35 protein-coding genes are annotated in these 25,991 nt (G+C 41.0%); 5 read left to right on the top strand and 30 right to left on the bottom strand.

What is annotated here, in order from left to right; genetic code table 11:
- Positions 1-9: 9 nt before the first annotated feature.
- From LRR81_RS04890 to LRR81_RS04875, 4 genes are all read right to left on the bottom strand, one after another.
- A complete protein-coding gene (locus LRR81_RS04890; RefSeq protein WP_231788159.1) occupies positions 10-354 on the bottom strand; it encodes a YrdB family protein in 345 nt (114 codons plus the stop codon).
- Entirely contained in the window at positions 351-860 is a 510-nt protein-coding gene (locus tag LRR81_RS04885; RefSeq protein ID WP_231788158.1) for a TetR-like C-terminal domain-containing protein, read from the bottom strand. The genes LRR81_RS04890 and LRR81_RS04885 overlap by 4 nt, the downstream gene beginning before the upstream one ends.
- A 53-nt stretch (positions 861-913) precedes the next feature.
- On the bottom strand, positions 914-1,645 hold the full coding sequence (locus tag LRR81_RS04880; RefSeq protein WP_231788157.1) for an MBL fold metallo-hydrolase: 732 nt from the start codon (positions 1,643-1,645) through the stop codon (positions 914-916).
- A gap of 122 nt (positions 1,646-1,767) precedes the next feature.
- Positions 1,768-2,679 carry a VanW family protein gene (locus LRR81_RS04875; RefSeq protein ID WP_231788156.1) on the bottom strand — a complete coding sequence of 304 codons (912 nt, stop codon included), beginning with the start codon at positions 2,677-2,679 and terminating at the stop codon, positions 1,768-1,770.
- Between the two features lie 440 nt (positions 2,680-3,119).
- Between LRR81_RS04875 and LRR81_RS04870 the strand changes: the two genes are divergently transcribed.
- Entirely contained in the window at positions 3,120-4,364 is a 1,245-nt protein-coding gene (locus LRR81_RS04870) for a YeeE/YedE family protein (RefSeq protein WP_231788621.1), read from the top strand.
- Between the two features lie 46 nt (positions 4,365-4,410).
- On the opposite strand, the gene LRR81_RS04865 is transcribed toward LRR81_RS04870, so the two are convergent.
- From LRR81_RS04865 to LRR81_RS04850, 4 genes are all read right to left on the bottom strand, one after another.
- A complete protein-coding gene (locus LRR81_RS04865) occupies positions 4,411-4,875 on the bottom strand; it encodes a GNAT family N-acetyltransferase (protein ID WP_231788155.1) in 465 nt (154 codons plus the stop codon).
- A 261-nt stretch (positions 4,876-5,136) separates the two neighbouring features.
- Entirely contained in the window at positions 5,137-5,505 is a 369-nt protein-coding gene (locus LRR81_RS04860) for a thiol-disulfide oxidoreductase DCC family protein (protein WP_231788154.1), read from the bottom strand.
- A gap of 89 nt (positions 5,506-5,594) precedes the next feature.
- Complete coding sequence (locus LRR81_RS04855; RefSeq protein ID WP_231788153.1) at positions 5,595-6,506, bottom strand: DMT family transporter; 912 nt, start codon at positions 6,504-6,506, stop codon at positions 5,595-5,597.
- A gap of 73 nt (positions 6,507-6,579) precedes the next feature.
- Positions 6,580-7,500: a ketopantoate reductase family protein gene (locus tag LRR81_RS04850; RefSeq protein ID WP_231788152.1), complete on the bottom strand. Its 921-nt coding sequence runs from the start codon at positions 7,498-7,500 to the stop codon at positions 6,580-6,582.
- Between the two features lie 131 nt (positions 7,501-7,631).
- Between LRR81_RS04850 and LRR81_RS04845 the strand changes: the two genes are divergently transcribed.
- Complete coding sequence (locus tag LRR81_RS04845; protein ID WP_231788151.1) at positions 7,632-7,856, top strand: CsbD family protein; 225 nt, start codon at positions 7,632-7,634, stop codon at positions 7,854-7,856.
- A gap of 61 nt (positions 7,857-7,917) precedes the next feature.
- On the opposite strand, the gene LRR81_RS04840 is transcribed toward LRR81_RS04845, so the two are convergent.
- The 3 genes from LRR81_RS04840 to LRR81_RS04830 all read right to left on the bottom strand — a co-directional run bounded on the left by LRR81_RS04840 (position 7,918) and on the right by LRR81_RS04830 (position 10,216).
- Positions 7,918-8,112: a hypothetical protein gene (locus LRR81_RS04840; protein WP_231788150.1), complete on the bottom strand. Its 195-nt coding sequence runs from the start codon at positions 8,110-8,112 to the stop codon at positions 7,918-7,920.
- A 93-nt stretch (positions 8,113-8,205) separates the two neighbouring features.
- Entirely contained in the window at positions 8,206-9,210 is a 1,005-nt protein-coding gene (locus tag LRR81_RS04835) for an aldo/keto reductase (RefSeq protein WP_231788620.1), read from the bottom strand.
- Positions 9,211-9,358: 148 nt separating this feature from the next.
- Positions 9,359-10,216 (bottom strand): Cof-type HAD-IIB family hydrolase, encoded by an 858-nt coding sequence (locus LRR81_RS04830; protein WP_231788149.1) that lies wholly within the window; start codon positions 10,214-10,216, stop codon positions 9,359-9,361.
- 155 nt (positions 10,217-10,371) lie between these two features.
- Between LRR81_RS04830 and LRR81_RS04825 the strand changes: the two genes are divergently transcribed.
- The 3 genes from LRR81_RS04825 (at position 10,372) to hpaB (ending at position 12,879) form a co-directional block, all read left to right on the top strand.
- The gene (locus LRR81_RS04825) at positions 10,372-10,701 is read left to right on the top strand and encodes a CHY zinc finger protein (RefSeq protein ID WP_231788148.1); all 330 of its coding nucleotides are present in this window, start codon (positions 10,372-10,374) and stop codon (positions 10,699-10,701) included.
- Between the two features lie 47 nt (positions 10,702-10,748).
- A complete protein-coding gene (locus tag LRR81_RS04820; RefSeq protein WP_231788147.1) occupies positions 10,749-11,309 on the top strand; it encodes a DUF2179 domain-containing protein in 561 nt (186 codons plus the stop codon).
- A gap of 127 nt (positions 11,310-11,436) precedes the next feature.
- A complete protein-coding gene (hpaB, locus tag LRR81_RS04815) occupies positions 11,437-12,879 on the top strand; it encodes a 4-hydroxyphenylacetate 3-monooxygenase, oxygenase component (protein WP_269448484.1) in 1,443 nt (480 codons plus the stop codon).
- Positions 12,880-12,911: 32 nt separating this feature from the next.
- Here hpaB and LRR81_RS04810 read toward each other — a convergent pair whose 3' ends face one another.
- From LRR81_RS04810 to LRR81_RS04720, 19 genes are all read right to left on the bottom strand, one after another.
- Positions 12,912-13,277, bottom strand: coding sequence for a helix-turn-helix transcriptional regulator (locus LRR81_RS04810; protein WP_231788145.1), 366 nt, complete (start codon positions 13,275-13,277; stop codon positions 12,912-12,914).
- A 234-nt stretch (positions 13,278-13,511) separates the two neighbouring features.
- Positions 13,512-13,952 carry a nucleoside 2-deoxyribosyltransferase gene (locus LRR81_RS04805; protein WP_231788144.1) on the bottom strand — a complete coding sequence of 147 codons (441 nt, stop codon included), beginning with the start codon at positions 13,950-13,952 and terminating at the stop codon, positions 13,512-13,514.
- A gap of 111 nt (positions 13,953-14,063) precedes the next feature.
- Positions 14,064-15,002, bottom strand: coding sequence for an NADP-dependent oxidoreductase (locus LRR81_RS04800; protein ID WP_231788143.1), 939 nt, complete (start codon positions 15,000-15,002; stop codon positions 14,064-14,066).
- A 163-nt stretch (positions 15,003-15,165) separates the two neighbouring features.
- Positions 15,166-15,993, bottom strand: a complete 828-nt coding sequence (yidC, locus tag LRR81_RS04795) for a membrane protein insertase YidC (protein WP_231788142.1) — start codon at positions 15,991-15,993, stop codon at positions 15,166-15,168.
- Between the two features lie 677 nt (positions 15,994-16,670).
- Complete coding sequence (locus tag LRR81_RS04790; RefSeq protein WP_231788141.1) at positions 16,671-16,868, bottom strand: cold-shock protein; 198 nt, start codon at positions 16,866-16,868, stop codon at positions 16,671-16,673.
- A 682-nt stretch (positions 16,869-17,550) separates the two neighbouring features.
- Positions 17,551-17,862, bottom strand: coding sequence for a gas vesicle protein (locus LRR81_RS04785; RefSeq protein WP_408631581.1), 312 nt, complete (start codon positions 17,860-17,862; stop codon positions 17,551-17,553).
- A gap of 15 nt (positions 17,863-17,877) precedes the next feature.
- On the bottom strand, positions 17,878-18,162 hold the full coding sequence (locus tag LRR81_RS04780; RefSeq protein ID WP_231788140.1) for a gas vesicle protein K: 285 nt from the start codon (positions 18,160-18,162) through the stop codon (positions 17,878-17,880).
- Positions 18,108-18,383, bottom strand: a complete 276-nt coding sequence (locus tag LRR81_RS04775) for a gas vesicle protein (RefSeq protein WP_231788139.1) — start codon at positions 18,381-18,383, stop codon at positions 18,108-18,110. Before LRR81_RS04775 ends, LRR81_RS04780 begins: the two co-directional genes overlap by 55 nt.
- A 14-nt stretch (positions 18,384-18,397) precedes the next feature.
- A complete protein-coding gene (locus tag LRR81_RS04770) occupies positions 18,398-19,216 on the bottom strand; it encodes a GvpL/GvpF family gas vesicle protein (protein WP_231788138.1) in 819 nt (272 codons plus the stop codon).
- A 59-nt stretch (positions 19,217-19,275) separates the two neighbouring features.
- On the bottom strand, positions 19,276-19,521 hold the full coding sequence (locus LRR81_RS04765; RefSeq protein ID WP_231788137.1) for a gas vesicle protein GvpG: 246 nt from the start codon (positions 19,519-19,521) through the stop codon (positions 19,276-19,278).
- Entirely contained in the window at positions 19,518-20,285 is a 768-nt protein-coding gene (locus LRR81_RS04760) for a GvpL/GvpF family gas vesicle protein (RefSeq protein ID WP_231788136.1), read from the bottom strand. The genes LRR81_RS04765 and LRR81_RS04760 overlap by 4 nt, the downstream gene beginning before the upstream one ends.
- Before the next feature lie 2 nt (positions 20,286-20,287).
- Complete coding sequence (gvpN, locus tag LRR81_RS04755; protein ID WP_231788135.1) at positions 20,288-21,202, bottom strand: gas vesicle protein GvpN; 915 nt, start codon at positions 21,200-21,202, stop codon at positions 20,288-20,290.
- A 32-nt stretch (positions 21,203-21,234) separates the two neighbouring features.
- The gene (gvpO, locus tag LRR81_RS04750) at positions 21,235-21,501 is read right to left on the bottom strand and encodes a gas vesicle protein GvpO (protein WP_231788134.1); all 267 of its coding nucleotides are present in this window, start codon (positions 21,499-21,501) and stop codon (positions 21,235-21,237) included.
- A 66-nt stretch (positions 21,502-21,567) separates the two neighbouring features.
- Positions 21,568-21,843: a gas vesicle structural protein GvpA gene (gene gvpA / locus LRR81_RS04745; RefSeq protein ID WP_231788133.1), complete on the bottom strand. Its 276-nt coding sequence runs from the start codon at positions 21,841-21,843 to the stop codon at positions 21,568-21,570.
- A 14-nt stretch (positions 21,844-21,857) separates the two neighbouring features.
- A complete protein-coding gene (locus LRR81_RS04740; protein ID WP_231788132.1) occupies positions 21,858-22,337 on the bottom strand; it encodes a hypothetical protein in 480 nt (159 codons plus the stop codon).
- A gap of 358 nt (positions 22,338-22,695) precedes the next feature.
- Positions 22,696-23,037 carry a PH domain-containing protein gene (locus tag LRR81_RS04735; protein WP_231788131.1) on the bottom strand — a complete coding sequence of 114 codons (342 nt, stop codon included), beginning with the start codon at positions 23,035-23,037 and terminating at the stop codon, positions 22,696-22,698.
- A 48-nt stretch (positions 23,038-23,085) separates the two neighbouring features.
- Positions 23,086-24,516, bottom strand: coding sequence for a phospholipase D family protein (locus LRR81_RS04730; RefSeq protein WP_231788130.1), 1,431 nt, complete (start codon positions 24,514-24,516; stop codon positions 23,086-23,088).
- A 301-nt stretch (positions 24,517-24,817) separates the two neighbouring features.
- Positions 24,818-25,021, bottom strand: coding sequence for a DUF6501 family protein (locus LRR81_RS04725; RefSeq protein ID WP_231788129.1), 204 nt, complete (start codon positions 25,019-25,021; stop codon positions 24,818-24,820).
- Between the two features lie 72 nt (positions 25,022-25,093).
- Positions 25,094-25,909: a protein phosphatase 2C domain-containing protein gene (locus tag LRR81_RS04720; protein WP_231788128.1), complete on the bottom strand. Its 816-nt coding sequence runs from the start codon at positions 25,907-25,909 to the stop codon at positions 25,094-25,096.
- Between the last annotated feature and the right edge of the window lie 82 nt (positions 25,910-25,991).

Below are 25,991 nucleotides of genomic sequence, written 5' to 3'. Positions count from 1 at the left end.
AAGGGGGAGCTATGCTCCCCCTTTTTCTGCTTTTGCCAGGATCATGGTATTGACTGCAAAAATAACCATGAAGGCAGCTGCTGCCGTTTCTCCTGCTTTAAAATAGAGGACGCAAGCAGCTAATAAAAAAAGACTTGTTTTAAAAAGAATCAGATGATATCCCCTTAACCTCCTAGGAGACCGAGGAGCTGCATATCTTCCCCAAAGAAAGGCAGCTGCTGCAGGAGCAAGAACAGCAGCAATGATTTTGAAAAGGATTTCGACATTTAGCGTTAATCCCCAATAGAAGAAAACGGCCAGAAGGAAAAGCTCAAGCAAAAATGCAAGCATCAAATTCAGAGGACGGAAGATCACGGTTCTTCATCCGCCTTTGCCTCCAAACCTGCAATGTAGGCTGTTACCGCAAAGTCAAGACTTTCTGGAAGTTTGAGATTCATGTTGAAGCCCTTTACCATTTCAAGCATAACAAACCCATGCAGAAGGCTTCTAAAGCCGCGTACAGCATGGTAAACATTATCACCTTCCAGACCCCTGCCGTTAAGCAGCTTAATGATAAGGTTTAGAATTTTGTTTCCTGCTTCCTGAACTTCTTCATTAAAAGGATCCGGGGCTTTGAGGCTTGCTTCATACAGACCGGGATGATTCAGCGCAAATGCTAAATAAGATTGGGCTATTTCGTTCACTGAGTTATCAGTATGGTTAGCCATACAGTGATAAAGTTCTTCCAGCCCTTTTATGGCAAGCATTTTCCTCAGTTCCGGGAGTCCGCTGATATGGTTATATAAAGAAGGCGGCTGCACAGATAGGGATTTAGCCACTGCCGCCAACGTTACCGTGTCATATCCACCCTGATCAGCCATAATAGCTGCTTCCTGTAAAATCCTCCCTTTATCTAAACCGGCTCTTGGAGACATCAGCTCTTGCCTTTTCTCTTTTGTTTAGCTGCATATTCCCTTGCTTCAGCAATGGCTGTTTTCATTTTGCCGAAGGGATGATTCAGAATGGCCCCATGTCCCGGAGCGAGCCCTTCAGGCTTAAGGCTGGCCAGTTTTTCTGCACTTTCAATAGCCTTTTCCAAATGCCATGTTCCCCATGAAGGGAAGGGAAACAGCGGCTGCGGCTTGCCTGCCACTGCAACTCCGCCTCTTGTCTGCATGGCATCTCCCGCAATCAGCATTCCTGTCCGCGTATCGAGAAAAGACATATGGCCAGGAGTGTGCCCTGGAGTGGAAACAGCGAGAAGAGGTCCGATCCTGTCCCCATCTTTTATCAAAATATCTGGCTTCGTTTTTAAATTTTTAGGAGCTCTCCCCTTTATTGGAGAAGATGGTTCCCCTTCCTCAAGCTCTTTGGTTCCACCTATCCATTTTGCATCTCGTCCTGAAAGGTACACCGGGGCATGCTGAAGCTCTTTCTTTACTGCATCAAGGGCCCCCGCATGATCTTCATGCGGATGGGTGAGGACAATTTTGGAAATCGGTTTTCCGATTTTTTGCGCCGCAGATAAAATTCCTTTTACACTATAAGGCAATGCAGCATCAATTAGGATTAATTCCTTTTCATCTTCAACAAGATAGCAATTAACTGGGAAAATCCCCGGCAAAAATGTCAGCTGATAAAGATTTGGCGCTTTCATCGTTTTCATCTTTTCACTCCCCATAAACTAATGGCATTAGTTTTAGTATATAGGAGAATTTACCATTTGAAAAGCAAATAAAAAACAATTTACCTGGAAGGCAAATTGTCTTTTATTCGGCGTGCTTAAACCTAGCTTTTTACAGCAGGTGTTTGAGCAGCGAGCACCTGTATTTCAATCCATCCAGCCTTTTTGTCTACTGCAGCCTTCAACTTAACAGGATAATCTTTATTGTTCATAAACTTGAAATCTTTAAAACCATAAGCAACTGTGGCATCTCTGCCTTCTGGTACATAGCCTACATGTTTTGAATGGTGATGGAGCTCAAGCATTTCAAGACCAGCTTTATCCACTGCATTGTACAAAGTGCTGGAAGTCTGGCAAACTCCGCCGCCTATGCCTTCTTTGTATTCTTTATTAACAATTTCAAGTGCTTTCTGGTAGCCTCTGGCTTCTGTTCTGTCTCCCACCACAAGATTAAAGTAAAAACGGTCACCAGGTCCAAGAATAACATTGTTGATTTCTTTAGCGGAAATAGCAATATTTTCTGTTCTGCCTGTAATGGAAGCATTGAAAGTAGTTTTATAGCTTCCAATCACTTTATTCATAGCACTTGCCGGAACATTTGCGACAGTAGGCTTGGTTTCTTGGATTGGCAGAATAATTTCCTTATCAAATGCTTTAATATCATTCAGGCGTTTTGCCGTTTCTTTTTCATCGAGCACTACCCGGCTTTTTCCGCCTGTTACGTTGCCGGCACTGTCGAGTCTTGCAGGCACCATTGGCTGATCAATTTTATCTGCCAGTTCTGCTGCCAATTCTTTTGCATTTTGTGATTTGTCATTCGGATTGTAGGTTGCCATTACTTTTCCGCTGCGCTCATCAAGAAGCTGAACTTTAAGCGAATAATCCTTGTGGCTTAAACTGATAGAGGCCTCAGACATGTCTTTTGGAGCACTTTCTTTTTCTTCCGGCTTGCTGCCGTTTGTGCTGCACCCAGCTGCCAATAAGAATAATGACAGTAATAAACTGATTCTAAACAAACTTCTCTCTCCCATACTGCTTATTTATTGTGTACCCGGCTATTCGGCTAATAGATTATATAAATGATTATTGTTTTTAATAGAAGTGAAACGCAAGGATCTAATATCCAATATATTCTTCATTCTTTAGATTTTGGAATACACACACATAGATTTTACCATGCTTTCACAACTAATCGCGTGTAAAACGACTTATTTTTTTGGTCATTCCTGTAAAATATACAATGTTATCCAATATTCTTCATGAATAGCGGTCCTCCTATCCTCAGGTGTTTAAATTTTTTCATCCTTTATATATAAGACAGCGCTATGCAGGAAATTGTTGCAGCTATAATTAAAAATTTCCTCAGTTTAATTGTTTTACTGTCATAAGTATTTTCGATATACTGTTTATATCCAATTAATTCAATCGGAATGAGGTGGTTTTGTTGCATACTGCTTTGCATAATGAGAACACCCCTGACAAAAACAGAATAAATAAAGATCTTCCTTTAAAAACACCTGTGCAGAAAAAACTTCTGGCCATAGGGCTGCTGTTAAGCCTGATTCTTTTATCAGCAGCATTCTTTTCTGGCGGCGATATTCAGGCAGTACTGTTTTTGATTGGTTTGGCGCTTGGATTCACCCTGCTTCATGCCCGTTTCGGCTTTACTTCAGCTTTCAGAAGGCTCGTGGCTGTCGGCAATCCGGAAGCGCTGAAAGCTCACCTTCTCATGCTCGCAGCCGCTTCTGTTCTGTTCGCACTTATCTTAAACAGTCATTTCAGTTTTACAGGGATTGATCCAAAGGGGTATGTCTCTCCAGTTGGCATCAGTGTTGTTTTTGGGGCTTTTCTTTTTGGGATTGGCATGCAGCTTGGGGGCGGATGCGCATCTGGGACGCTTTATTCTCTTGGCGGCGGTTCCTCTTCCATGATTTTGACTCTTGTCAGTTTTATAGCAGGAGCTACAATCGGGGCTGCCCACTTATCTTTTTGGCAGAATGATACCCCGTCATTGCCCCCTATTTCACTTGCCGAGTCAACAGGATTCGGATATTTCTGGGGGCTGATTCTTCAATTAGCACTACTTGCTGCTATCTATTGGGCAGCGGTGCAAATAGCAAAAAGGAAAAACCCGCCTGCTCTTAGACCTCTTCCAAAAGCTGAAGGATGGAAAAGAATAGTCAGGGGATCCTGGCCGCTGTATTCAGCAGCGCTTGTCCTGGCTGTTCTGAATGCTCTTATCCTGACAATAAGAGGAGAACCATGGGGCATTACTTCTGCTTTTTCTCTATGGGGTTCCAAGTTTTTAATGATATTTGGCGGTGACCCTTCTCAATGGGGATATTTCGCAGGCGGGAAAGCACAGGCTTTGCAAGTTTCAATCTTCAAGGATTCAACAAGCATGCTGAATTTCGGCATTATACTAGGTGCTTTTCTTGCATCAGCTGCTGCAGGAACGTTTAAGCCAAAAAAAATCAAACCCAAAATCGCGCTTGCTTCTATTATTGGCGGGCTGTTGATGGGATATGGAGCAAGGCTTTCTTTTGGCTGCAATATTGGTGCTTATTTTGGCGGTATTGCTTCCTTCAGTCTTCATGGCTGGGTCTGGATGATTATGGCTTTGCTAGGAACAGCTGCAGCATTAAAACTGCGGACTTTCTTTGGATTGAGCAATCCTAAGCCAAATGATTCTGTTTGCTGAATATAAAAGCCAAGGCAGATGATCTGTTGATCAGCCTTGGCTTTTTTTATGCAGACGTTTCCTTTCCAAGCTCTAATTCGTAATGATAGTTCTCTATACCTTTTTTGTAAAACAGGCTCTCATACAGCTGCTGAGCTCCTTTATTCCTGATTTGGGTTTCAAGCACAAGGCGCTTTGCCCCATTTTCTTCTGCAAATTTCCGGGCCTGCATCATCAAGCTCTCCCCTAATCCTTTTCTTCTGGCATTTTCAGCAACATAAAGATCATTAATGATCCATATACGGCCAAGCCCAACAGAAGTATAAGACGGATAAAGCTGTATAAAGCCTGATGCCTGTTCATGCGCGCTTGGATACGCCAAAAAAATGACAGATTCCTTTTTTTCTATTCGTTCAATTAGAAATTGAATACAGCCTTCCAGATTGTTATCTTGATTGTAAAACTGCCTGTAATCATTAAAAAGCTTTGCTGCTTCTTCTGCATGATGCATTTCTGCCTGAATAATTCTCATTAATAGCTCCCGCCCTTTTCTTTCTCTAATAGGTCTGTTAATTTGGCTGTTGATTTCCGTTTCAGGCGGCCGCATTCCGCGTGGCAGGCGGCAAGCCTCCTAAGGCTCCCTTTGCGCATGCTAAGGTCTCCCCTTTCCCGCTGCTCCCGCCGGCCATTCAAATCAACAGGTGCAACACCCATCTTTAACAAAGCCTATCTAATAAACCTCTGCTAAAAAACAATCCGCTTAAGTTATTCTGCAAGCAGGCAATATAGCCTTTTAATCTAAATGAGGTTCTGGATATTGCCTGAACCATTTGTGCCTGTGACGGGATACATACATATAAAGCGGCTGAAACAGCTTGTACATAAAGGGAAGGAATAATGGCAGACTGATCAAGCGCGTCAGGGGAAGTTCGAACAGCAGCTTTCTAATGGTTCTGAAGCCTGCAAGAATTCGATTATCAGAGGTTACCATATAAATTTGGTCATGCACATCTCTGGAAAGCAGAAAAGCATATGGCGTTGCTTCCATTTCCTGAACGGCGAGCCAGCTGATTCTCTTTTTCCAGTCCAGAAGCTGCATGACTTTTTTTACATTGGAACATAATGGGCACCGGGCATCATAGAATACAATATTTTTCTCCATTAAAAATCATCCCCTCTCTCATTGCGTCTAATTTCCTTTACCACTGGCCTGATAGAGTAAAACTATGATTTACCCCAATTAGAGTGAAGTTACTTTTTGCGATTGGGAGCGCCTTCAGAGAAAAATAAACTGTGTCCGTTTACAAGAACAACACCCAGCAGAATAAACAAGCCTCCTATGGCTGATTTTGGATGCGGATGTTCCCCAAGCAATATAAACGCTGCCGCAACGGTTGCTGCAGGTTCCAAATAAAGAAAAACAGACACTTCGATCGCTGTTAGGCTTTCCAATGCCTTTCCCCAGCAATAATAAGCTGCAGCAGATACAAAAATACCAAGGAACAGCAGATGCAGCAAGCTTTCAAGAGTCATTTGTTCAAAATGCTCCAATGTGCTTGCTTTTATCAGTAAAGGCAGGGTAAAAAGGAACCCGAAAAGAGTTATATAAAAGGTTGAAGTTAAAACAGAATACGGCAGTTTGAACTTTTTCAAAAGGATAGAATAAACAGCCCAGTTTAAGGTGCTCAAAATCATCAGCAAAAAGCCTATTTCCATTTGAAAGCCTGCCCGTTTTTGAACAGTCAGGCAAAGTACACCGCATACAGCAATGAATATTCCAATCATCTTTGAAAAGGATAGCTGCTCCTTTAAAAACAAATAAGAAATGACTGCAGTAAAAATGGGAGAAAGCGAAACAAGCCAGCCTGCATCAGAAGCGTCAATGGTGAGCAAAGAAGATGCTTGGATGAGCTGATGTATCGTAATTCCGATGCTTGAAAGAGCCAAATAAATTGGCAGATGGATGATTTTTATGCGCAGCCTGCTGCCTGTTGTGAATATAAGAAGAAATAAAAAAACAGCTGCTATGCCGAAGCGGAATCCTGTGGCTTCCAGCGGAGACAGATCCATCATAACAGCTTTTGTTGAAACAAAAGACATTCCCCAAAAAACAACTGAAATTAAAGCACACAAATAAGATATGGATTTTTTGCTGAAATTCATGTAAGGCCCTCACATTCCTGTCTCTTCCTGCTATTCTATGAAAGGAATGGACAGCCTATGTTAGGCTTGTTTTTCAAGAAAGGCTTTTCTTTAAATCTGAATCATAGATTTTCAAGCCGGTATAAATGGTTTCCAAAACAGGTGCAGATATGCCTTTTGCTTTAGCCAGCTGCAGCAAATACCCCTGCAGGTGATCACCTTCGATTAAAGAGCCTTTTTCCATGTCTCTCTGCATAGAGGACTTCATCTCTGCATTCATGGACATCATTTTCTCCAATTGCTTCAATTCTGAGCTGTCTTCGATCGGTGCCCCTGATGCTCTCATAATCTCCCCTATTTCAGAAAGCAGACGTTCAATGACATTCAGACCTTCTTCTCTGATTGGGCCGATAGGTGTTTTGTATAAAGATGTTAAGCCGGAAAAAGCCGAGATAAAGAAGTATTTATTCCACATTTCCTTTAAAATGCTGTTTGATAATTCAACATTAACCTTTGATTTTTGAAAAGCCTTTATGATGGACATGGCTTTTTCTGTTTCCTGGCCATCCCATTCCCCAAAAACAAGATCATGCATCGGACTTGTATGAATGACATTGCCTTCACTGGAAAGAGTTGATTCAATATAGCAAAGGCCTCCAAGGACCTGTTCTTTAGGAAATAAGGCGAAAAGCTCCTCTAAATGCTTCATCCCGTTCAAGAGCGGAACGATTACAGTCTTATCTTCTGCAAAGCGGCTGACGTCAGGAAGAAGAGACTTTAAATGGTAGGCTTTCGATGCAATAAGAATAACATCAAAAGCTCCTTCCTCCCCCTTTACTATTGTTTTCGGATTCAGATTTATATCTCCATATGGACTGCACACCTTAAGACCATTCTTTCTCAGCTGTTCTCTTCTGCCTTCTCTGACTAGAAAAGTAACATCTTCTCCGCTTTCTGCAAGCCTTGCGCCAAAGTACCCGCCTACAGCTCCTGCTCCTGCAATTAAAAACTTCACTGCTATTCCTCCTTGAGACTCTTTTTTGCTAATCTAGTTTAACTTTACAGGAAAAAGAAATGGTGTCTCAATAAAAACGTTTAAAAGATTCAGCAGAGGGAATCAAATGGACATATTGGAGGTGTTCTTTTATGAATAAAGATCAAACTGAAGGAAATGCAAAAAAGGCTAAGGGCGAAGCAAAAAAAGATTACGGCAAACTGACAAACAATCAATCAAAGCAAGCTGAAGGAAGATTGGAACAGGCGGAAGGGTTTATTCAGGAGAAAGCCGGTAAAACAAAGGAAAAGGCAGCAGAACAATTTAACGAGGAATTTGACAAACAAAAAGAAATACATTCAAGAAATAAACGTTGAACCACGTAAAATAAGCCGTCTTTCAAATTGAGACGGCTTTTTACTGCTTAAAACAGGCTTATTATTTCTTATCGTTTTCATCAGGCGCAGGCTTGCTGCTTTGCATTGATCTTCTGCTCAATTCTTTGCTGAAAATAACAATCAGCAGTCCGATTGCTCCAATAATCATTAAAAAGATTGGATGAACGATTCCGAGCCATAAAGGAACCTGTAAAATAAAAAGGAGCCCGATGATTCTGAAGAAGATTGGTTTCATTTTTCTCCTCCTTTACCCTCTTTTATTATAAAGGAAGGGTAAGAAGTTTGGCAAAAAGAAGAAAACAGGGCTTGAGCCTGCTTTCTATTTATGTCAGCTATGAACTTTACTTTTTGTCGGAGGTGCCATAAATTCCGGTCCTACTGGATTTTGGATATTCTTTTCAAGAATGCTGTCAATATCCTTTTTCGCTGTGTCATCCAGCTCCCAATCCATCATATCCTTTACAGGATCAAGCTGATTGGGCTTTCTAGCACCCCACAGCGCAATGTCAGCTCCTGGCTGGTCAAGAATCCATCTCAGTGCTAAATGGATAATTCTTTTATTAAAATTGTTTTTGGCATATTGATCGAGCTCTTCCGCGGCTTTTAAATACTGTTCAAACCGGTCTCCCTGGAACTTCGGATCATTGTTCCGCAAATCATCGCCTTTAAATTTCCGTGACTTGGACATTTTACCGGATAAGAATCCTCTGCACAAGCTGCCGTATAGAAGTGTTGTGATGCCGTTTTCTTTCGTATAGGGAAGAATATTCTTTTCAATGTCTCTTTCAAACAGATTATATGGCGGCTGCACCACATGCAAAGGAGCATATTTGCGGAATTCTTCAATTTGATCCACAGAAAAATTACTTACGCCTATACTTCGGATTTTTCCGCTATCAAGTAATGATTTTATCGCCAGTGCAGTTTCTTCGATCGGCGTTTCAGGATCAGGCCAGTGAATGTGGTATATATCAATATAGTCAGTCTTCAAGCGGTCCAGTGACTGATCAAGTCCATTTTCAATGCATTCTCTCGCAGCATTGCGGTATACGTCCCCTTCTTTATTCCAATCAAGAGCCGTTTTTGTAGAAACAATGACTTTGCTTCTGTCACCGCATTGGTTTAATGCTCTGCCCACTATTTCTTCTGATTTTCCTTTTCCATAAGCAGGAGCAGTATCAAGTATATTGATGCCTAGCTCAAGCGCTTCCATGACTGTTTCACAGGAACGTTTTTCATCTGTTCCTCCCCACATGTCCCCTCCTATGGCCCATGTTCCGAGAGCAATTCTGGATGCTGTTATATCTGTATTAGATATGGATGTCATTTCCATCACTCGATCTCCTCCTTGTTAATCCAGATAAAGGATGTTTATAATTCTGTACCCTTGTCTGTTTGTTTTTAACCGGTTTGGAGAAAGATGGAGCGCTCTTCTACATTTAAAAAGCGGAAACCCTTAACAGGTCCCGCTCTTTGCTGCTCTATTGAAGCACATATTTATCCAAAGCATAAGCCACACCGTTTTCGTCATTTGCAAGAGTAATAACATCACAAAGTTTTTTGATTTCAGGATCGCCATTCCCCATAGCGACAGACAAGCCAGCAGCTTCCAGCATCGGAAGATCATTGAAGTTATCTCCGATGGCGACCGTATCCTCAATCTTTATCCCAAAATGCTCTGCAACAGCCCGTAAACCTGCCGCTTTGTTCCCGTTTTTTTCCATTACTTCAAGGTTCAGCTGTCCTGAAGTCGTGACATTAACTCCTTCCATGTTCCCTAACACCTTGGAAAGCTTTTCTTTTTGGTCCATATCCAGTGTTAGAATAAAAAACTTCTGAATGGCTACCACCTCGTTATCAAGGAGTTCGCTGACCTCATCAAATACTTTTATCATGTCGTTTTCTTTCGGCTGTTCTGTTATGTATGTATATTCTTTTGCTTTTAAATTATCAATGGCTGCTCTTCCGCTCTGAATAACTTCACTGACATACTGGGACCACTTCTTCGGCACATAGATTCCATGGCTCGTGTATACTCTGTACGGCATATGGTCATCTTCTAAAATGGCGGCAACCGTTTTGGCATCGTTCTCAGCTAGTGATACCATGTGGAGCAATTTTTCCTTTATGTATACAACCGTGCCATTGCTTCCGGCAACAGGGCAATCCAAGTGATGATCCTTCAATATTTTCTTTATATCTTCAGGTGCTCTTCCGGAGCATACCATCACAACATGGCCTGATTCCTGAGTTTTTCTAATAGCCGCAATGTTTTCTTCAGAAATTTTAATTTTGGATGAGAGAAGGGTTCCGTCTAAATCAATTGCAATAAGCTTCACATCAATTTCTCCTTTATGGTCAATTTTCCGCTTCTTCTATCATACACAATTCAAGAAAATTAATCATTTACCCGCATTTTTGTTTTCTCTTTCTATAAATAGGCTATAGAAAAAGTAAGCTTCCTTGCTAGAATAGGAGGAGAGGTGAAAATCATATGTCAGACAGGAATTTGCTGGTAAAAGGTGCTGCAATAGATTCAGAAACAAGGTGCATCCATTACCATTCCGAAAAAGATATTATTGCTATAAAATTTTATTGTTGCCAAACTTATTTTCCGTGTTATGCTTGCCATAGCAGTGTTGCTGACCATGAAACCATACTATGGCCAAAAAGCCAATTTAGCAAAAAAGCTATTCTTTGCGGTGCTTGCAAAAAGGAATTGACCATTCTTGAATACATGAACTGCCAATCCGTCTGCCCTCATTGTTCTGCAAAATTCAACCCGGGCTGCAGCCTGCATGCCCACTTGTATTTTGAATCATAAAAAGCAGATACTGTCAGCTAACTTTATAAATGAAAAGGGGTTTCATCGTGCTTCAAGCTCTGCTGATCTTTGCATTGCAAATCATTTATGTTCCGGTTTTGACATTAAGAACCATATTTTTAGTCAAAAACCAGACAAAAGCGGCGTCAGGCGTCGGTCTGCTGGAAGCTGCAATCTATATTGTGGCTCTGGGAATTGTATTTCAGGACTTATCGAACCTGTATAATATTGCAGGATATGTCCTTGGATTCGGAGTCGGCCTTTTTATTGGAGGCAAGCTTGAAACAAAGCTCGCCATCGGTTATGTTACTTACCACGTCAATTTGCTTGACCGTTCAGATGAGCTTGTCAACGCTCTTCGGGAGGCTGGATTTGGCGTTACGGTTTTTACAGGTCAAGGTATTAACTCAGTGAGATACAGACTTGATATTGTTTCAAAAAGATCCCGGGAGCAGGAACTTCTCGAAATCGTGGAATCGATTGAGCCTAAAGCCTTTATGAATTCCTATGAGCTCAGATCGTTTAAAGGCGGGTATATTACAAGCACTATGAGGAAAAAAGCAAAAAAATATAAGCAAAAACAGGAAGAAAAAATGAACTCCCAATAAATAAAAACAGTATGCAGGACGATCCTGCATACTGTTTTTTTATGCGAAAACAGCGCTTGAAATCCTGTGCCGGGCTGCTTTCGCATATATATAGCAAGACAGTGCAAGGAAAGGAGCTGAATTTCAGATGCCGGCTGCAAGCGGTAAGGATTATAAAGAGAGGCTCAAAAAGATGAAGCCGGAAATTTGGCTTAATGGAGAACAAGTGAAGGATATAACAAGCCACCCTGCATTTTCAGGTGTGATTGAAAGCAAAGCAAAGCTTTACGATATGCAGCATGATCCCCTACTTCAGGATCTTCTGACCTTTAAAACAGGACCTGATGGAAACAGAGCCGGAACGTCTTTTATGCGGCCATTATCCAAAGAAGACCTGGAAAAGAGAAGGTTTGCTGCGCAGGAATGGGCGAAGACCAACGCCGGACTTCTCGGAAGATCTCCTGAATATATGAACACGACTGTTATGGCTATCGGAACAGCCTATGATTTTTTCAGTGATGGCAGCCGGAAGTTCGGTGAAAATGCCCGTTCCCTATATGCCAGGGCAATGGAGAAGGATCTTTGCTTCACACATACATTTATCAACCCTCAGGTTAACCGGTCAGTAACCTACTTTGAAGACTCTGAAGAAGTCATTGCTGCGCAGGCAATAAAAGAAACAGCAGATGGAATTGTTATTAAAGGAGCACGCCTTCTTGCTACACAGGGAGGTATGACTGATGAAATTTTAGTGCTGCCATCGGGCGGAAACTTTATTGCTGAGTCTTATATTTATGCCTTTTGTATTCCAGCAGATACGCCTGGTCTGCGTTTTATTTGCCGGGAATCTTTCTCATACAGTCAAAATGAATTTAATCATCCTCTCGCATCGAGATTCGAAGAAATGGATGCCATTGTAGTCTTTGACAATGTGCTTGTCCCATGGGACCGGATTATTATGTTTCAAAACTGCGAGAAAGCGATGGGAATGTTCAGTGAAATGCATTTTAATGCCCTCTTGCTCCACCAGGTACTTTCAAGACAAATTATTAAAACAGAATTTATTTTAGGGGTGGCACAATCTTTGGCAGAAGCCATCCAGGTAGAGGAATATTTCCATATAAAACATAAAATAGCAGATATTATCCTTGGTTTAGAAACATTTAAAGCCTTACTGCTTGCCTCAGAGCTGAATGCCAAACAGGATAAAAGAGGAACAATGGTTCCTGAAGTAAACGCACTGGATGCCTCTAAAATGCTTTATGCAAAATTGTATCCATCCTATATGGAAATTCTGCAGCAAATTGGCGCATCCGGCATGATTTCAATTCCGCAGGAAGCAGACTTCCTGTCAGAAATCTCTTCTGATGTTCATACGTACCTGCAGGCTGCTTCCATGCCTGCATTCGAGCGCGTAAAACTGTTCCGTCTTGCATGGGATTTGAGCATGAGTGCCTTCGGTACCAGGCAGACACAATATGAAAGATTTTTTTTCGGCGATCCATTCCGTCTTGCGACAGGTCTTTACAACGGCTATAACAAAGAGCCGTATGTAAAGCGAGTAAATGAATTTCTTTCAATTAGAAACTAATTGCCTTTCATTCTTAACAAGCTGCAAAGCACTCAATAATTATCTTTGAGTGCTTTTTGAATGAGTGCGAGACATCTGTCGAGCTCGAGCTTAAGCTGCTTTTTATATAATTTAGCTGCCTCGTAATCCGCAAATCGGTAAAATACCACTTCCTGCAGCTTCATTCCTTCTTTTTTTTGTTTTACTTGTTTCAAAATGCCATCATCAATTAAATCATGCAGTGCTTTATAAACCTCAGAATGGTTTGGTTTGAAGCCAATATGGGCAAATTCATCCCGGAGCGTGTCAAGAAGCCTTAAACCATATAGCCTTTCATTTTCTGTCATGGTGATCATATACAGCTTCAAAAATGCCCGCTGCTTCAGTAAAAATCCGCTTGCCGTTCTTGTCTCCCCCATTGCACTTCCTCCTTCATTTTTCTTCTCTAATAGAACACATGATTTCCTTTACTATACAATATTCTTTGTCATTTCCCTATTCATTTGCTGAAAATCCTACTTTTTTCATTTTATAACTGGTTTTGAATTTAATAATGATTATTTAGAACATAGTTTAATTTGAAAAAATATAGATGAGTTCTTTTTTTTATATTCTAATGTTTATTTAGAACATAGTTTAATTGAACAAATTATCTATATCAATTTTCCATAATATGGTATAGTTGGCAATGAGCGAAAATCATATGCTTTAAATTCTTGTTTAGACAGTAAAAATGCTCTTGCAGAATTCGCAATCATCAAATTGACGGCATCTTCTTCTTTTTCTTTAAATATGATAATGGGGATTCTATTGGCATAGGCATATCCGATTTCCCAAATAGTTCCTGAGTCTGGCTCTTTTGATCTGCCGCTGTCATGGATGCCGATCACAATGTCCGCTTCATGCAGATGTGACAGATCATTTCCAAAAACAGCGTCCCGCCATGGTTCAGAGCCAAATTTCAGCATCGGAAACTGATGATCTACTGCGGTAAACACCTCAAAACCCTTCACATCTTTTAATACTTTCTCGACAAAACGAAGCCGCTTAATTTCTTCCTCATTAAAAAACGGTGAAGCGATAAAAACCTTCATCTTTCTCCCTCCTCTGTGCTGCTTTCTCACATCGTATTCTATGGAGCGAGGAAAAAAGCTTGGTTTTCAGCCAAAATAAAAACGCCATTACGGCGTTTTTATTTTGGCAGTTTATTTGGATGCTGAAATGACAATTTTACCTCTGGCATGATGGCTTTCGCTTAGTTCATGAGCATCTTTCAGCCCTTGTTCTGTTAAAGGAAACGTTTCTCCAGTTACTGGCTTTATTTTATTATCTTCCATCAGCTGACCAATTTCAGCAAGCAGGTCACCCTTTGGCTGAAGCCATATCATATCTGTTGTGACTCCGAACTCTTCTGCAAGCTGTTCATCCGGTTTTTCAACAATGGATGCCAGCCTGCCGCCTTTTTTCAAAACAGAGAAGCTCTTCTTTTGCACTTCTCCTCCCATCGCATCAAGAACAAAATCCAGATCGCTTACTTCCTTCTCGAAATCTTGTTCTTTATAATTGATCACCTTGTCGGCCCCAAGGGATTTTACATAGTCTGTATTTTTGCCGCTTGCCGTTGTAATCACATAAGCTCCTTTATGTTTGGCGAATTGGATGGCATAGGACCCAACACCGCCTGAACCTGCATGAATCAGAACCTTGTCTCCCTCTTGCACATTTCCAAAATCAAAAAGACACTGCCAGGCTGTCATCCCTGCAAGAGGCACTGAAGCAGCATCCTCAAATGAAATGGACTCAGGCTTTTTCGCCAGGAGATGCTCGTCAATAATGGTGTATTCAGCATAGGTGCCTCTGTTTGTCGTTTCCGGTCTGGCGAAAATGGCATCGCCTTCTTTAAAACTGTTCACGTTTTTGCCCGTTTTTTCAATAATGCCAGCTGCATCCCATCCAAGAATAATCGGAAATTCAAATGGCATCATGTCTTTTAAATATCCCTCACGGAGCTTCCAGTCGATTGGATTAATGGATGTAGCCAAAAGCTTCACTAGAACCTGGCCTTCCCCAGGTTCAGGTTTTTCCATTTCTATTTCCTTTAAATTTTCTTTTCCGCCGTATTGTTCGATCACGATTGCTTTCATACTTTCACCTTCCCTGTCTGTAATTTTAGCATTTAGTATTTTACCCTTGTATTTTAAACATCAAACGAGAAAGAAAGCATTAAGAAGCGCTCATGCCATAAACTTTGCTGACATGAGAGGCAAAATTTAAAAAGCCCGCTGCTTAGTGCAGCGGGCTACCGTTTTATTTTCCAACAGATATTTCGTGAGTTTCAATTTTATGACCGTAAAGTTTTTGAGACAGCATTGTTTGCAGAATAACGAATATACCGCCGACAGTCCAGTAGAGAGGCAATGCTGCTGCAGCTGAAAATGAAAAGATCCCCATCATAATTGGCGATAAATAGCCAAAGGCAGCCATTTGTTTTCTCTGAGCCTCATCCATTCCTTTGAGTGAAATACGGAACTGAATGAGGTAAATCGCAGCTGCCAGAATCGGCAGAATCATGTCTGAGTGTCCCAGGTTAAACCATAGAAACGTATGGGACGCTATTTCCGGCGTTTCCCGGATTGCATAATAAAATCCCATCAAGATTGGAAGCTGAAGCAAAAGCGGCAAACATCCGGCAAGAGAGGCAAGCGGATTAACGCCATGCTTTTGATAAATCTTCATAGATTCCTGCTGAAGCTTTGATCTTGTTTCCGTGTCTTTTGCACTTTTCATTTTTTCCTGAATTTCTTTCAATTCAGGCTGTACTTTTTGCATTTTTGCCTTCATGATCATTTGGTTCTTTGTCTGCTTAAGCATAAACGGCATGAGGACAAGCCTGATTAACAGTGTTGTCAGGATAATAGCCATCCCGTAGCTGCCGCCGAACCAATTGGCAAGTGTTTTAATGATGACGGAAAAAGTATAGACAAAATAATGATTAAAAAATCCTGGTGTTTCAGACGTAATGGAATGGCTTCCGCTTGCAGGCTGACACCCTCCAAGAATGAAAGCAGCCAATACGATCATAAGACTTAATGTTAAAAACCGTGGTGAGATGAATGCAGAATATTTGGGTTGCATGTTTTTCCTCCTTGTTTTTGTTCTTCATCAATAAAAAAGGAAGAAAACAGGGCGGTACATCATCTGAATCATCACACCGGTATTTAAACAATGATAGCCAGGCTTCGCTTGCATTTTGTTCATTGGCTGTCCTTTGGGAAGAAACGTCTGCTGTTAAGGGACTTCCAAGGGACTTTTTGTATACAGGTGAATATTTAACCTGATGCTTCATGAAATAAATGAAAGCAAAGATCGTTGCCATGGCGACCAATACGCTGAAAAGCATCATATATGGCTCAAGATCCGCTGAAAGCTCAATCATTCTGCATTCACCTCCCTTCATTCAGATTAGTATACATGATAACTTCCTGAAAAGAAAGCTTGTCCCAGTTCATGACGGGAAGATCACCAAGTGGTGCGTGCGCTTTCATTTAAAAAAATGGCTCTATTAAATTTGGCTGTTAATTTCCGTTTCAGGCGTCCGCTTTCCGCGGGGCGGGCGGTGAGCCTCCTCGGCGCTTTAGCGCCTGTGGGGTCTTACCTGTCCCGCTGCTCCCGCAGGAGTCTCCCGCCTGGAACGTAGATCAACAGGTGTGTAAAAATCAACATTTTTCTTTAACATAGCCAAAAAATTAAAAGAACCATTAGTAAGAACATAAAAAATAAAGCAGCTAAGCTGCTTTATCGTACATCTTAATTCAGGCGTTTTGACGCGGATTTTCAACAGCCTGAAGCTCTTTAACACCTGGAGCCATTTCGCTTTTGCAAATAGGGCAAAGCGGTTTTTCGCTGCTTTTAAAGTTATCGCGCACCCAGCAATTGCAATCTTCTGAAGTGCAGTTCCACACTTTTGTTTCTTCCAATACGATCTCTTCCGCAGGTTTTCGGTTATACATTTGGTTACCCCTTTCGGCTGCAATCCTAAAGTAAGTTACAAAGCATACAAACAATACGCATTGAAAAAACAAAAATTCACGTATTATAAAAAGTACCTCATTTGCTGATAACTCTTTATAATAAGTGAATTTTAAAAATCATACACCTATTATACGATCATTTACTTCTTTTGTCAATTTTGGTGAAGAAGCGGTCCGGCTGTATTAGCATGCCCATACATCCTAAACCTACTCCTTCTTTTTTCTTTTTATGGCCGAGAGATACTTTCTTATAAAGCTAAAACAATGAAAGCCCTGCCTCTCTTTCATCCTTGCGGTTCCGAGACCGCGCCAGTGTGAATCAGATTTGAAAGCGGGTGAAGAAGTGATGGAGGAAACCGGCAGCAGAAGCTGCAGGCCAAGATTTATACAGGATTCATCCGTTTACCGGGTGGGGTTATCGATCCATGGTGTTCATATATTATCTTGCTTGCCTTTTGCAAGCGGCACATCTTCACAGCACAACGCATCACGCGTTTACTTACCCTCGGCATTTAATTAACAGCCGCAGAATCTTAATTATACTACCTATCTTCTAGAGTGTCAACACTTATTCTTGATTTTTGAACCCTCTGCCGTACAAGCATAGATGGACGCCAGCAGAAAAAATAAGACTCTTCCTTTTAAAGAAGAGCCTTACATTCTATTGCTCGCTTTTAGCGGCTAAATTTCTCTCCAATTTATCGATCCGTTCCAGCAGTTCGTCATTTTTATGTTCCAATTTTTCTGTATGCTTGGATGAGAAATAAGAGTCTGTTTCCCACCAATCCATGCCAATTTCTTTGGCTTTATCAACAGATGCGATGATCAGGCGAATTTTAATGGTTAAAAGCTCCACATCTGCAAGTCCGATTTTGATATCACCTGCGATGACGACGCCTTTGTCGAGGATTTTTTCCAGCACTTCCACAAGGTTGCTTGAGTTAGATGACGTATTCATTGGCTGCTGATTCATTGTTTATCCTCTCCTTTAAAGTAAATTGCCCAAAGGACCAAGATCAATATTTAAATCTTCATCCTTTAAATTGAAAATCTTCTTCAATTCTTCCATTTTCACTTCCAGATCCATCAGAGCGTTTCCGAGTCTTTCCACCTCTTCATCAGTTAAGGTGCCGCCCTCAACCCTTCTGATGGCATGGCGCTCAACCAGCTGCCTGATCAGTTCAACAAGTGTCATGACAAGCTGGGAAAGCCCGTGTTCTACATCGTCCGGGTCGAGGTCGATTCGACTAGCTTTTCGTTCAAGCTGTTCCATTCTTTCATCTCCTCCCTGCTGCTTTTAATGGTGCCGTCCTCCCGTTCCTGGACAAGTTTTTCAACAGAGGTAATAAGAAGTCTTAAATCAAGATATACAAGGTCAATGTTGGCGATGGAAATAACCAGTTCCCCTCTGAGCGCAACACCTTTGTCCAGCACAACGTCCAATATGTCAAGCAGCGAAACATCCTGGCCTCTTAACTGTTCCTCACTGGCCATTTCTCACACCTCCTTTACAGATTGGCAAAATAGTATGTCGGCCAAGGTCCCGTTACTTCTATGAAAAACCCTTGTTTTTCCGCTGCAGAGTTCATGTCCTGAATTCTTCGCAAAAAATTATTGACCTTTTCTTTTTCTATCAAATAAACACTGTTCCAGGCCATGGCTTCTTTTCTTCCCGTAACATCCTTGGAAAGGTTCTTCTTAACAGCTGCCTTGCTGGAAAGAGCGGAAAGTTCATCGTGAATGGCTTTTGATCGCTTATCCATTTCATTTTCCAAAAGCTCATCTGCATATTTTTGCAGTTTCTTCTTTTCAAAAAACTGCCTTCCTGAAGGCAGAAGTTCAATTTCTTTTCGTTTTGCCTCCATTTCAGGTGAAGAATTCATTACTTCCTCTTTAAGTGCTTCTTCTGCACAATAAATTTTAACGTTCCATTCTTCTTTGTTCTGCAATGAAGAAAATAAAGCAAGCACTGTGTCACGCTGTCCATCAATCGTTTCCTTTAATCGGGTTTCACTCTTAAAAATCGTGCCGAATTTTAAAGGAATAGCTGTATATTGATCATTTATCTTTACAAGTGCTTCGTGATGATGAAAAGCTTTTTCCTGAAGCCATTTTGGATCCTGCATTCTTTCTTCCAGTTCTTTTTCACCGTACTCATTTTCTTCGAGCTTGCATAAAACACAGGTAATGTCACCAAAGCTTTTTGTATAAGCTAAATGCTCTCCATCAAGTCCGCTAAAGGATTCAAGCGGAAGAGAATCGACCTCTTTAGATGGAATAAATCCGTATAAATACAAAAGCTCCTTTGTTTCAGTTACAGCATCCATCTTCTACACCTGCCTGTTTTCATTTGTTCTGCCAGCTTCGTTTTTCTAAAAATAAAACCTTAGCCTCTATTGTAAAATTGTTCTTGTTCTTTCAGCTTGGCAATTTCGTATCTTTCAAGAAGCTCTTCTTCTGATTCCTTGTATTCTTCTTCTGAAACTTCATCCATTTCAAGCATTAATTCTAAATGAACAAGCTTTTTCTGAATGGTTTCCAAATCATACATTTCTTTATCTGCTTCCTCCTGAACCTTCTCTCCTACTTTAATCAGCAAGTCAAATGGAGCAGTAAAGAGCTTTTGAATCATTGAGCTTCCCTCGCTTTCAGTTTAATATCTATAAAGCTGTAAGCAGGCCAAGGACCTGTATATTTAAAATCTGCTTTATCATTCCACTTCTCATACAGTTCATTTACCAGCTTATCAAATTCTCCGTCGCTCTCGCGGTCCACAAGAAAAGATCCATTCAGAAGCATTCTTTCTCCAATCAAATCATTTTGCTTGGAGGAATCAGCGATATTGGCGAGCGGGAGAAAGATTTCTTTTGTAATTAGATCCTTTTTTTCATTAATAAAATTATTGGCATATTCACCAAGCTGAATTCGATCATAATAAGCAGCATTTTCACTTTTCCCTTTGATCTTTTCCTTCAGCTTAACGACCTTTTCATTTTCATGAATTTCTTTTTCAAGCCACTCTTTTTTCCCGATAACTTTTAGGCCGATTTCAATTTTGTTTTCAATTTTAGGGAAAATCTCTAAAAATTCATCATATAAGTGTTCAAGCAGATAGGTAATGTCATCCTTCGTTTCAAAAATATTTCCGAAGCTCATTGGAATAACGGTATACTTATCCATTAATCCTGCAACAACTTGCTGATGCACCGCAAGATTGTCCTTTTTCGGGTGATAGATTTTAATCGGAAACTTGGCTGTTACCATACCGTAGCCTTTGTATGGAATGACCTCAAGCTCGCTTTTCATTCCTTCTATTTCAGCCGCTCCAAGCGGTTCTTCAGCAGCTGCTGAATTGATCGCACAAAAGGTGTAGTATCCCAGTTTTTCCTCAGCCATAGTCATCCTCCATTCGTTTTCTTTAATTCGTTAATGATAAGCTGTTCCGTTTTTTCTTTGCTTGTCTGGTCCATCATTTGGCCGACAGGAAAGGTTAGAACATCCAGACAAAGTTTTTTGAAGCTATCATTTTCTTTGCTTATTTCGATTTCCTGTTTGGCTGCAATCGTTGCAATCATTAAAGCTGCCCTCATACCGGGACCAGCTGACCCTTTTGAAGAGCTCTTTTGCCTGATTCTGCTGATAAACTCAGTCAGAAAAATCGCATCTTGCTTCTCGATGCCTGTTTTCCCCGAAATCAGATCTGCCTCCTCATCGGCACCAGGGTATTCCAGCTTAAATGTAATCAGACGGTCCAAAAGAGCATCCTGGGATTTAAAAACACCAGCATATTCCTCCGGATTGCTCGTCAAAATAATTTTAAAATCCGGATGCACCGGTATGTAAGATTGATTTTCTTTCTTTCCGTAAATCGGAAGAATTCCTTCCTGAATGACGGAAAGAAATAAGTTATTAGTTTCTGGCTTTGAACGGGTAAATTCGTCATATACGACAACATGGCCTTCTTTAACTGCCTTTAGCAGTCTGCCATCTTCCCAGTTTTCATCTAGTTTTTCTTCTTTTTTGTAAACGGATCTCACAAAATTATCAACTAGAGTGCTTTTAGTGAATCCTCTGAAAGAACCAAGCAAATCTTCATTTGACATTTCATGGTTTCCGGAAAGAAAGGTAACCGGCTGTCCTAATTGGTTTGCCGTAAAGAGCGCAAGTGATGTTTTGCCGATCCCGGCCGGTCCTGTGAAGTGAACAGGATAAGAGCCTGATAGGTACATTGCTGCCCGCTCTGCCAGCTCTTTGATTCTTGGGTAAGCTACAATCTCCTGTTTAATGGGGCTTTCAATTTGCTGGACTTCCATCTTCACTGCCTCCTGCATCCACGTGAATGGGTTTAATTATCCTCCACTATTACGGCGCTTCGCGGCCGCATGCTTTTTCGGTCATATGATACGACTTCCATGTCTTGATTAATATGGGCGTGATAGACGCCGATCATTTGGTCCTTCGCATAGGCTTTCATATATTCTTTCTCTTCAATGACTTCAACTACAACATCCCAGCCGTTATCCACCGGTTTTACAGAAGTGATTTTAAACGGGGGACGGACATATTCTGAGAAAAAATCGGTCACTTCCTGCAGCAGTTTTTTCATGCTCATCTGACATCGCCACCTTGATCCTTAAAATGGAACCAAGGCGCAGCAGCTGCGCCCTGGTCAGTTATATTATTTTGTTGAAGCAGCTATACGGTCTCTTTCGCCTCTCTGATCAGAAAGCTTGAATTCATCATCCATTAGTTCGTCTCTTATCAGACCGACTGCTTCCGCATACCGCAGCCAAGTATCCACACTTGCGATAACGACGCGCGCTTCAATGGTTATCAATTCTATTCCTACTAGTGAAACTCTTACAAAGGCATCAATCACAATCCCTTTGTCCAAAATTCTGTCGATAACCTCTGCTAAACTTGAACTGTCAGTACTTCTTTGAATACCAGCCATGTTAAATCCTCTCCTTAATTAAAGTAATGCGGGATGTCTTTCGAGCTTTTGACCTCGCTCGCACCCTTGATGTCTGTTGCACTCTTTAAGTCTTTAGCTGTTTTCACTTTCGTTCCGCCGTGTTCCTGTTTAACATTTTCCTGAAATTTTTCCCCAGCTTCTTTGACAGAAGCTATTTTTCCGCGCAAATCTCCAAGTTTGTCCTGAAGATTGCTTTCCAGTTCTTCTGCTTTTCCATGAACTTTGGTTGAAAGCTTCTCTTGGGAATGACCCATTTTGTCTTTTGCCTCCACAAGCTTATCCTGCATGGCATGTTCCATTTTTTCTTTTTTCCGCTTAATAATGATGTCTCTGATTGTTTTGACTAAGCCGCGTTTGATGTTATCTCCACTGAAGTGATTGGAGTTTTTTTTTGAGTGAATTTTGCCTTGCCAGTACGGAAAATGAGGGCAGAGCCAAGAATTGCACTTCCTGTAATTGCCCGTTTCACCCATTTATTATTCTGCTGTTCTTCCGAATGGTTCTTTTGATTCAAAATTCATCAACTCCTTTCCGTACGCTTAATTATTATTTTCACTTGTAATCACAATGTTAAACATGAATCTTTTGGAAATGTTTTATTTCGGAAGCAAAAGTACGGCAGAACGCACCCGGCTGTACAATGAATAAAGAAATTTTATTTTGCAGGTATGTGCTTAAAGTCGCCCATCATCTGAATTTCTGCACTGTATCTGCATGTAAAGAACATATGAAAAAGAAAAGAGAGCTCTGTTAGCAGAAGCTCTCTTTATAGAAAAACTTTTTAAAATTAGTTTAATGAAGAGTATCAAAAGCCTTATAACCCTAATCACATTATATTAGATGATTAGCCAGGATAGCCTGAATTTCGATCATATCAGTGTTTTTGGAAAACTCGAGCTGGTAAGTCCGGCTTTTAGTCATGAGCATCAGCTCAGCATCCAGATCAAATAGCCCCGCTTCTTCTATGGCATAGCTTTCGATTGATTTGTAAGGCACAAATACCCTCGCTTTTTTGCGGGAGAATAATTTGTTATCAAAGAAAATGATTCTCTTGTTCGTAAAACAGATCTGATCAATTCGCAATTTGTAGACAGCTTGAATGGATTCTCCTTCTACCAGCAGCTTTTCAAAGCTCCTTGTATCTGCCGACCGGCTTGCTGAAAACAGTCCCATTTAAAACATCTCCTTTCCCTTTAATCAGGGTAACATAAATAGCATTGTTCAGTATGTGGTAAAACCAAGCAGTTCCTGAATGGTGAAGACAATTCTTTTCAATGGCGTAAGGGTATCCTGATAAGCTTTTTGCGGAAGAGTATAGCTTCCATCCTCATTATTCCACAGCCTGCTGAAATAAGAATCCATCTCCTTCATCAGCTCCTTGTTGACAGGGCCTTCAATTTTTAAATCTGTTTCAAGGTTTAAATCTGCCAGATTTCTTTTTGTAAAGTTGGCAGAGCCTGCAATGATGATTCCCTTTTGCTTATGCTTTAAGTACATTGTTTTGGTGTGGTACTGCTCCATTTTGACATTGTACCAGCGAACACGAATTTTCCCGTGCGTTTTTTCAGTAAGCTCCTTGACGACCGGCTGATTGGGAATCCCCATCTTCTGCTTTCCGAAGGCATTTTTGTTTGGATCGAGAATCATATTGATGGCCACACCCCTATTTGAGGCGTCTATCAGCTTGTTGACAAGAGAACGGTCAGCCAGATAGAACATGCCAAGCCAAAGGGTGTCTCCTTTTTCTGCTTGATCAATTGTTTTTTCAACGTGCTTCAAAATTTTACCTTCTGTCAGCACTCGAACGGTCATGTCGCCCTGTTCTTTTTCTTCTTCTTTATAGCTTCCGGGGATTGAATCTGCTCCTGAATATCCAGCAGCCGCTTTTTCAGTTTTTAAAAGATCATTCAAAACATTTCCCTTTACTTCAAAAGCCATATTGGCGTGAAAACCGCTTTGGTCATGAGGATTGGCAGAACTGACCATTCCTGTTTTGTCGGTTAAAATGACTTTTCTGTGATTGGCTTTTACATTGAGCAATGTAAGATAAGACCGCAATGTTACACTTGGCGCTTTGCTTGATAACGGGTTTGGGAGCCATCCTTTTCCTTCCGTACCGAACCATTGAAAAAACGTTCTCCAAACACTGGAGTAAATGGGGTTAGAATCCCGCAGCGGTTCCAATTTGGTAGTAACCACTTGAATTCCGTTTTCTGTCAGATCATGAAGCTCCTTTGAACGGTGTGCTCCATAGGTGGTATTGACTTCATCTGTAATAAAGGCAATTTGTATGTTTGGATTGGCTTTCTTTTTCTGAATAAGCGCTGCTGTGAGCTGTTCGCTTAACTTTGGATAGTTAACGCCATCATCTATGTAGCCGTTTAAGAGAAAAAGGTCAATGACTATAAATTGGTCAGCCTCTTTTATCATTTGGTTAATTCTATTAAATATTTGTTCCTGGAATACTGTTTTCCCCCCATTCTTATAGTAAAGGTTGCTGTACATTTTGATGTCATCTGTTTTATGTATCGGCCCTTCATAGGACAGGCCCTTTGGAAGCGGCTTATAGCAGTTAAAAATCATCACACCGCCTAAAAACAGGATAAGGACGAGCAGCAGTATTCTTTTCTTAAATAATCCGCGAGTTTTCATCAACATCTCTCCCCAAATTCACATGTGCCAGGCTGAATCAATTTTTCCCTTAATTTGAAGAAACCAAACCAGCAAGGAACCGGGGCTGCCTTTTTCCTTTTAGGGTCAGTTAAATTGGCTGTTCATTTCCGTTTCAGGCGTTAAACGAAAATCAACAGGTTCAAAAAAACAAGATTCCCCTTTAACATCGCCTTCTTTCATAAAAAATACTGCTTTTTCATCTGCTGTTTGAAGCAGAAGGCAAAATGCACCACTAAATAAATCAAAATAAAAACCCCTGCCGCATGGGCAGGGGCTGCAATCAGCGCTCTTCAAAATAATCTTTATAAAAGCCGCTGACTTTGCCGGTATTGTCGATAACAAAGTAAAATTCTTCAGTTTCATTTTTCACTTCGTATGTTTTGCCTTCTGTTAAGGCTTGGTTCACAACATATTTTTTTGCATTTGTATGTACACAAGTTACTTCTTTTAATGTTTTTGTATTCTGCCAGTTATGGTGAATCATTATGAGCGCCCCTTTTTCAGTTTCACTTCATTTTATCAGCATTCGCACTTTATTGGCAACAGGTTCTCTATTTCAGTTAAAGCGAATGAGTATGGCAGTCCGGTCATCTGGAGGCAGGTTAGCATCTTTTTCTTTTTGTTCAATAAATTCGGCCAGTGCTGGAAGCCCTTTTTGGCAGGCAAACTCAACAGCCTTTTGCAATGTTTCTTCTCCAGGAATAAAAAAACCGTCAGAAATGAGCAGAATGGCATCCACATCCTTTTTTTCAATGCTTCCCTCCTGTATGTAGCTTTCAAGAGCTTCCTCTCCGTTGCATACAGAGTAACCATCTTCCGTATTCGCCATTGACCTGTGATCTGCATATAGGGCGGCTGGATTTTGCTGATAATAGTGCTCTGGCTGAATACCTTTTCCTTCGTCCCGTTCATTTTCCCGCCTGGTTTTTGCTCTGGCGCTTATTCCTTTAACAGAGTTTTTTACAAGTTCCCTTACTCTTCCGTCCTTCATTCTGGCCGCAATCATGCAATCCCCCGCCTGTGCAAAGGAGATCACATCTTCTTCCGCCCTAACGACAGCGGCACAGGTTGACCATAAATAAGGTTTTTCTGATAAATCAATGCCGCAATCCTGCATTTTTTCTTTCAGCAGCCTGTTAGCAGCTGCAATACCCTCTTTTGGACTCGTTTTTTCTGTGAATAACTCTTGAAAATATCTTTTGAACAAATGGGAGGCGAGAACCGCACCATTTTCACCTTTTGAATTTTTATAAGCATCAATCGGGGTCACACCATCAAATACTCCTGCTGCTTCCATAGAGGTATGGATAAAGCAGGCATCTTCCTGAATCAGTTTATTGGGACTTTTTTTATAGTAAAGCTGGCTGTCCATGCATTCTCCTCCAAAATGTGTCTTTTTCTCTTTTTCACTTTCTTCATATTTTCCGCAAATCCTTTTTCCTAAAAAAGCAAAA

The organism is Metabacillus kandeliae, assembly GCF_021166585.1.
Classification (GTDB): Bacteria; Bacillota; Bacilli; order Bacillales; family Bacillaceae; genus Metabacillus_B; species Metabacillus_B kandeliae.
Note: the sequence above shows the minus strand (reverse complement) of the source record. Positions and strands in the feature narration are given on the sequence as shown.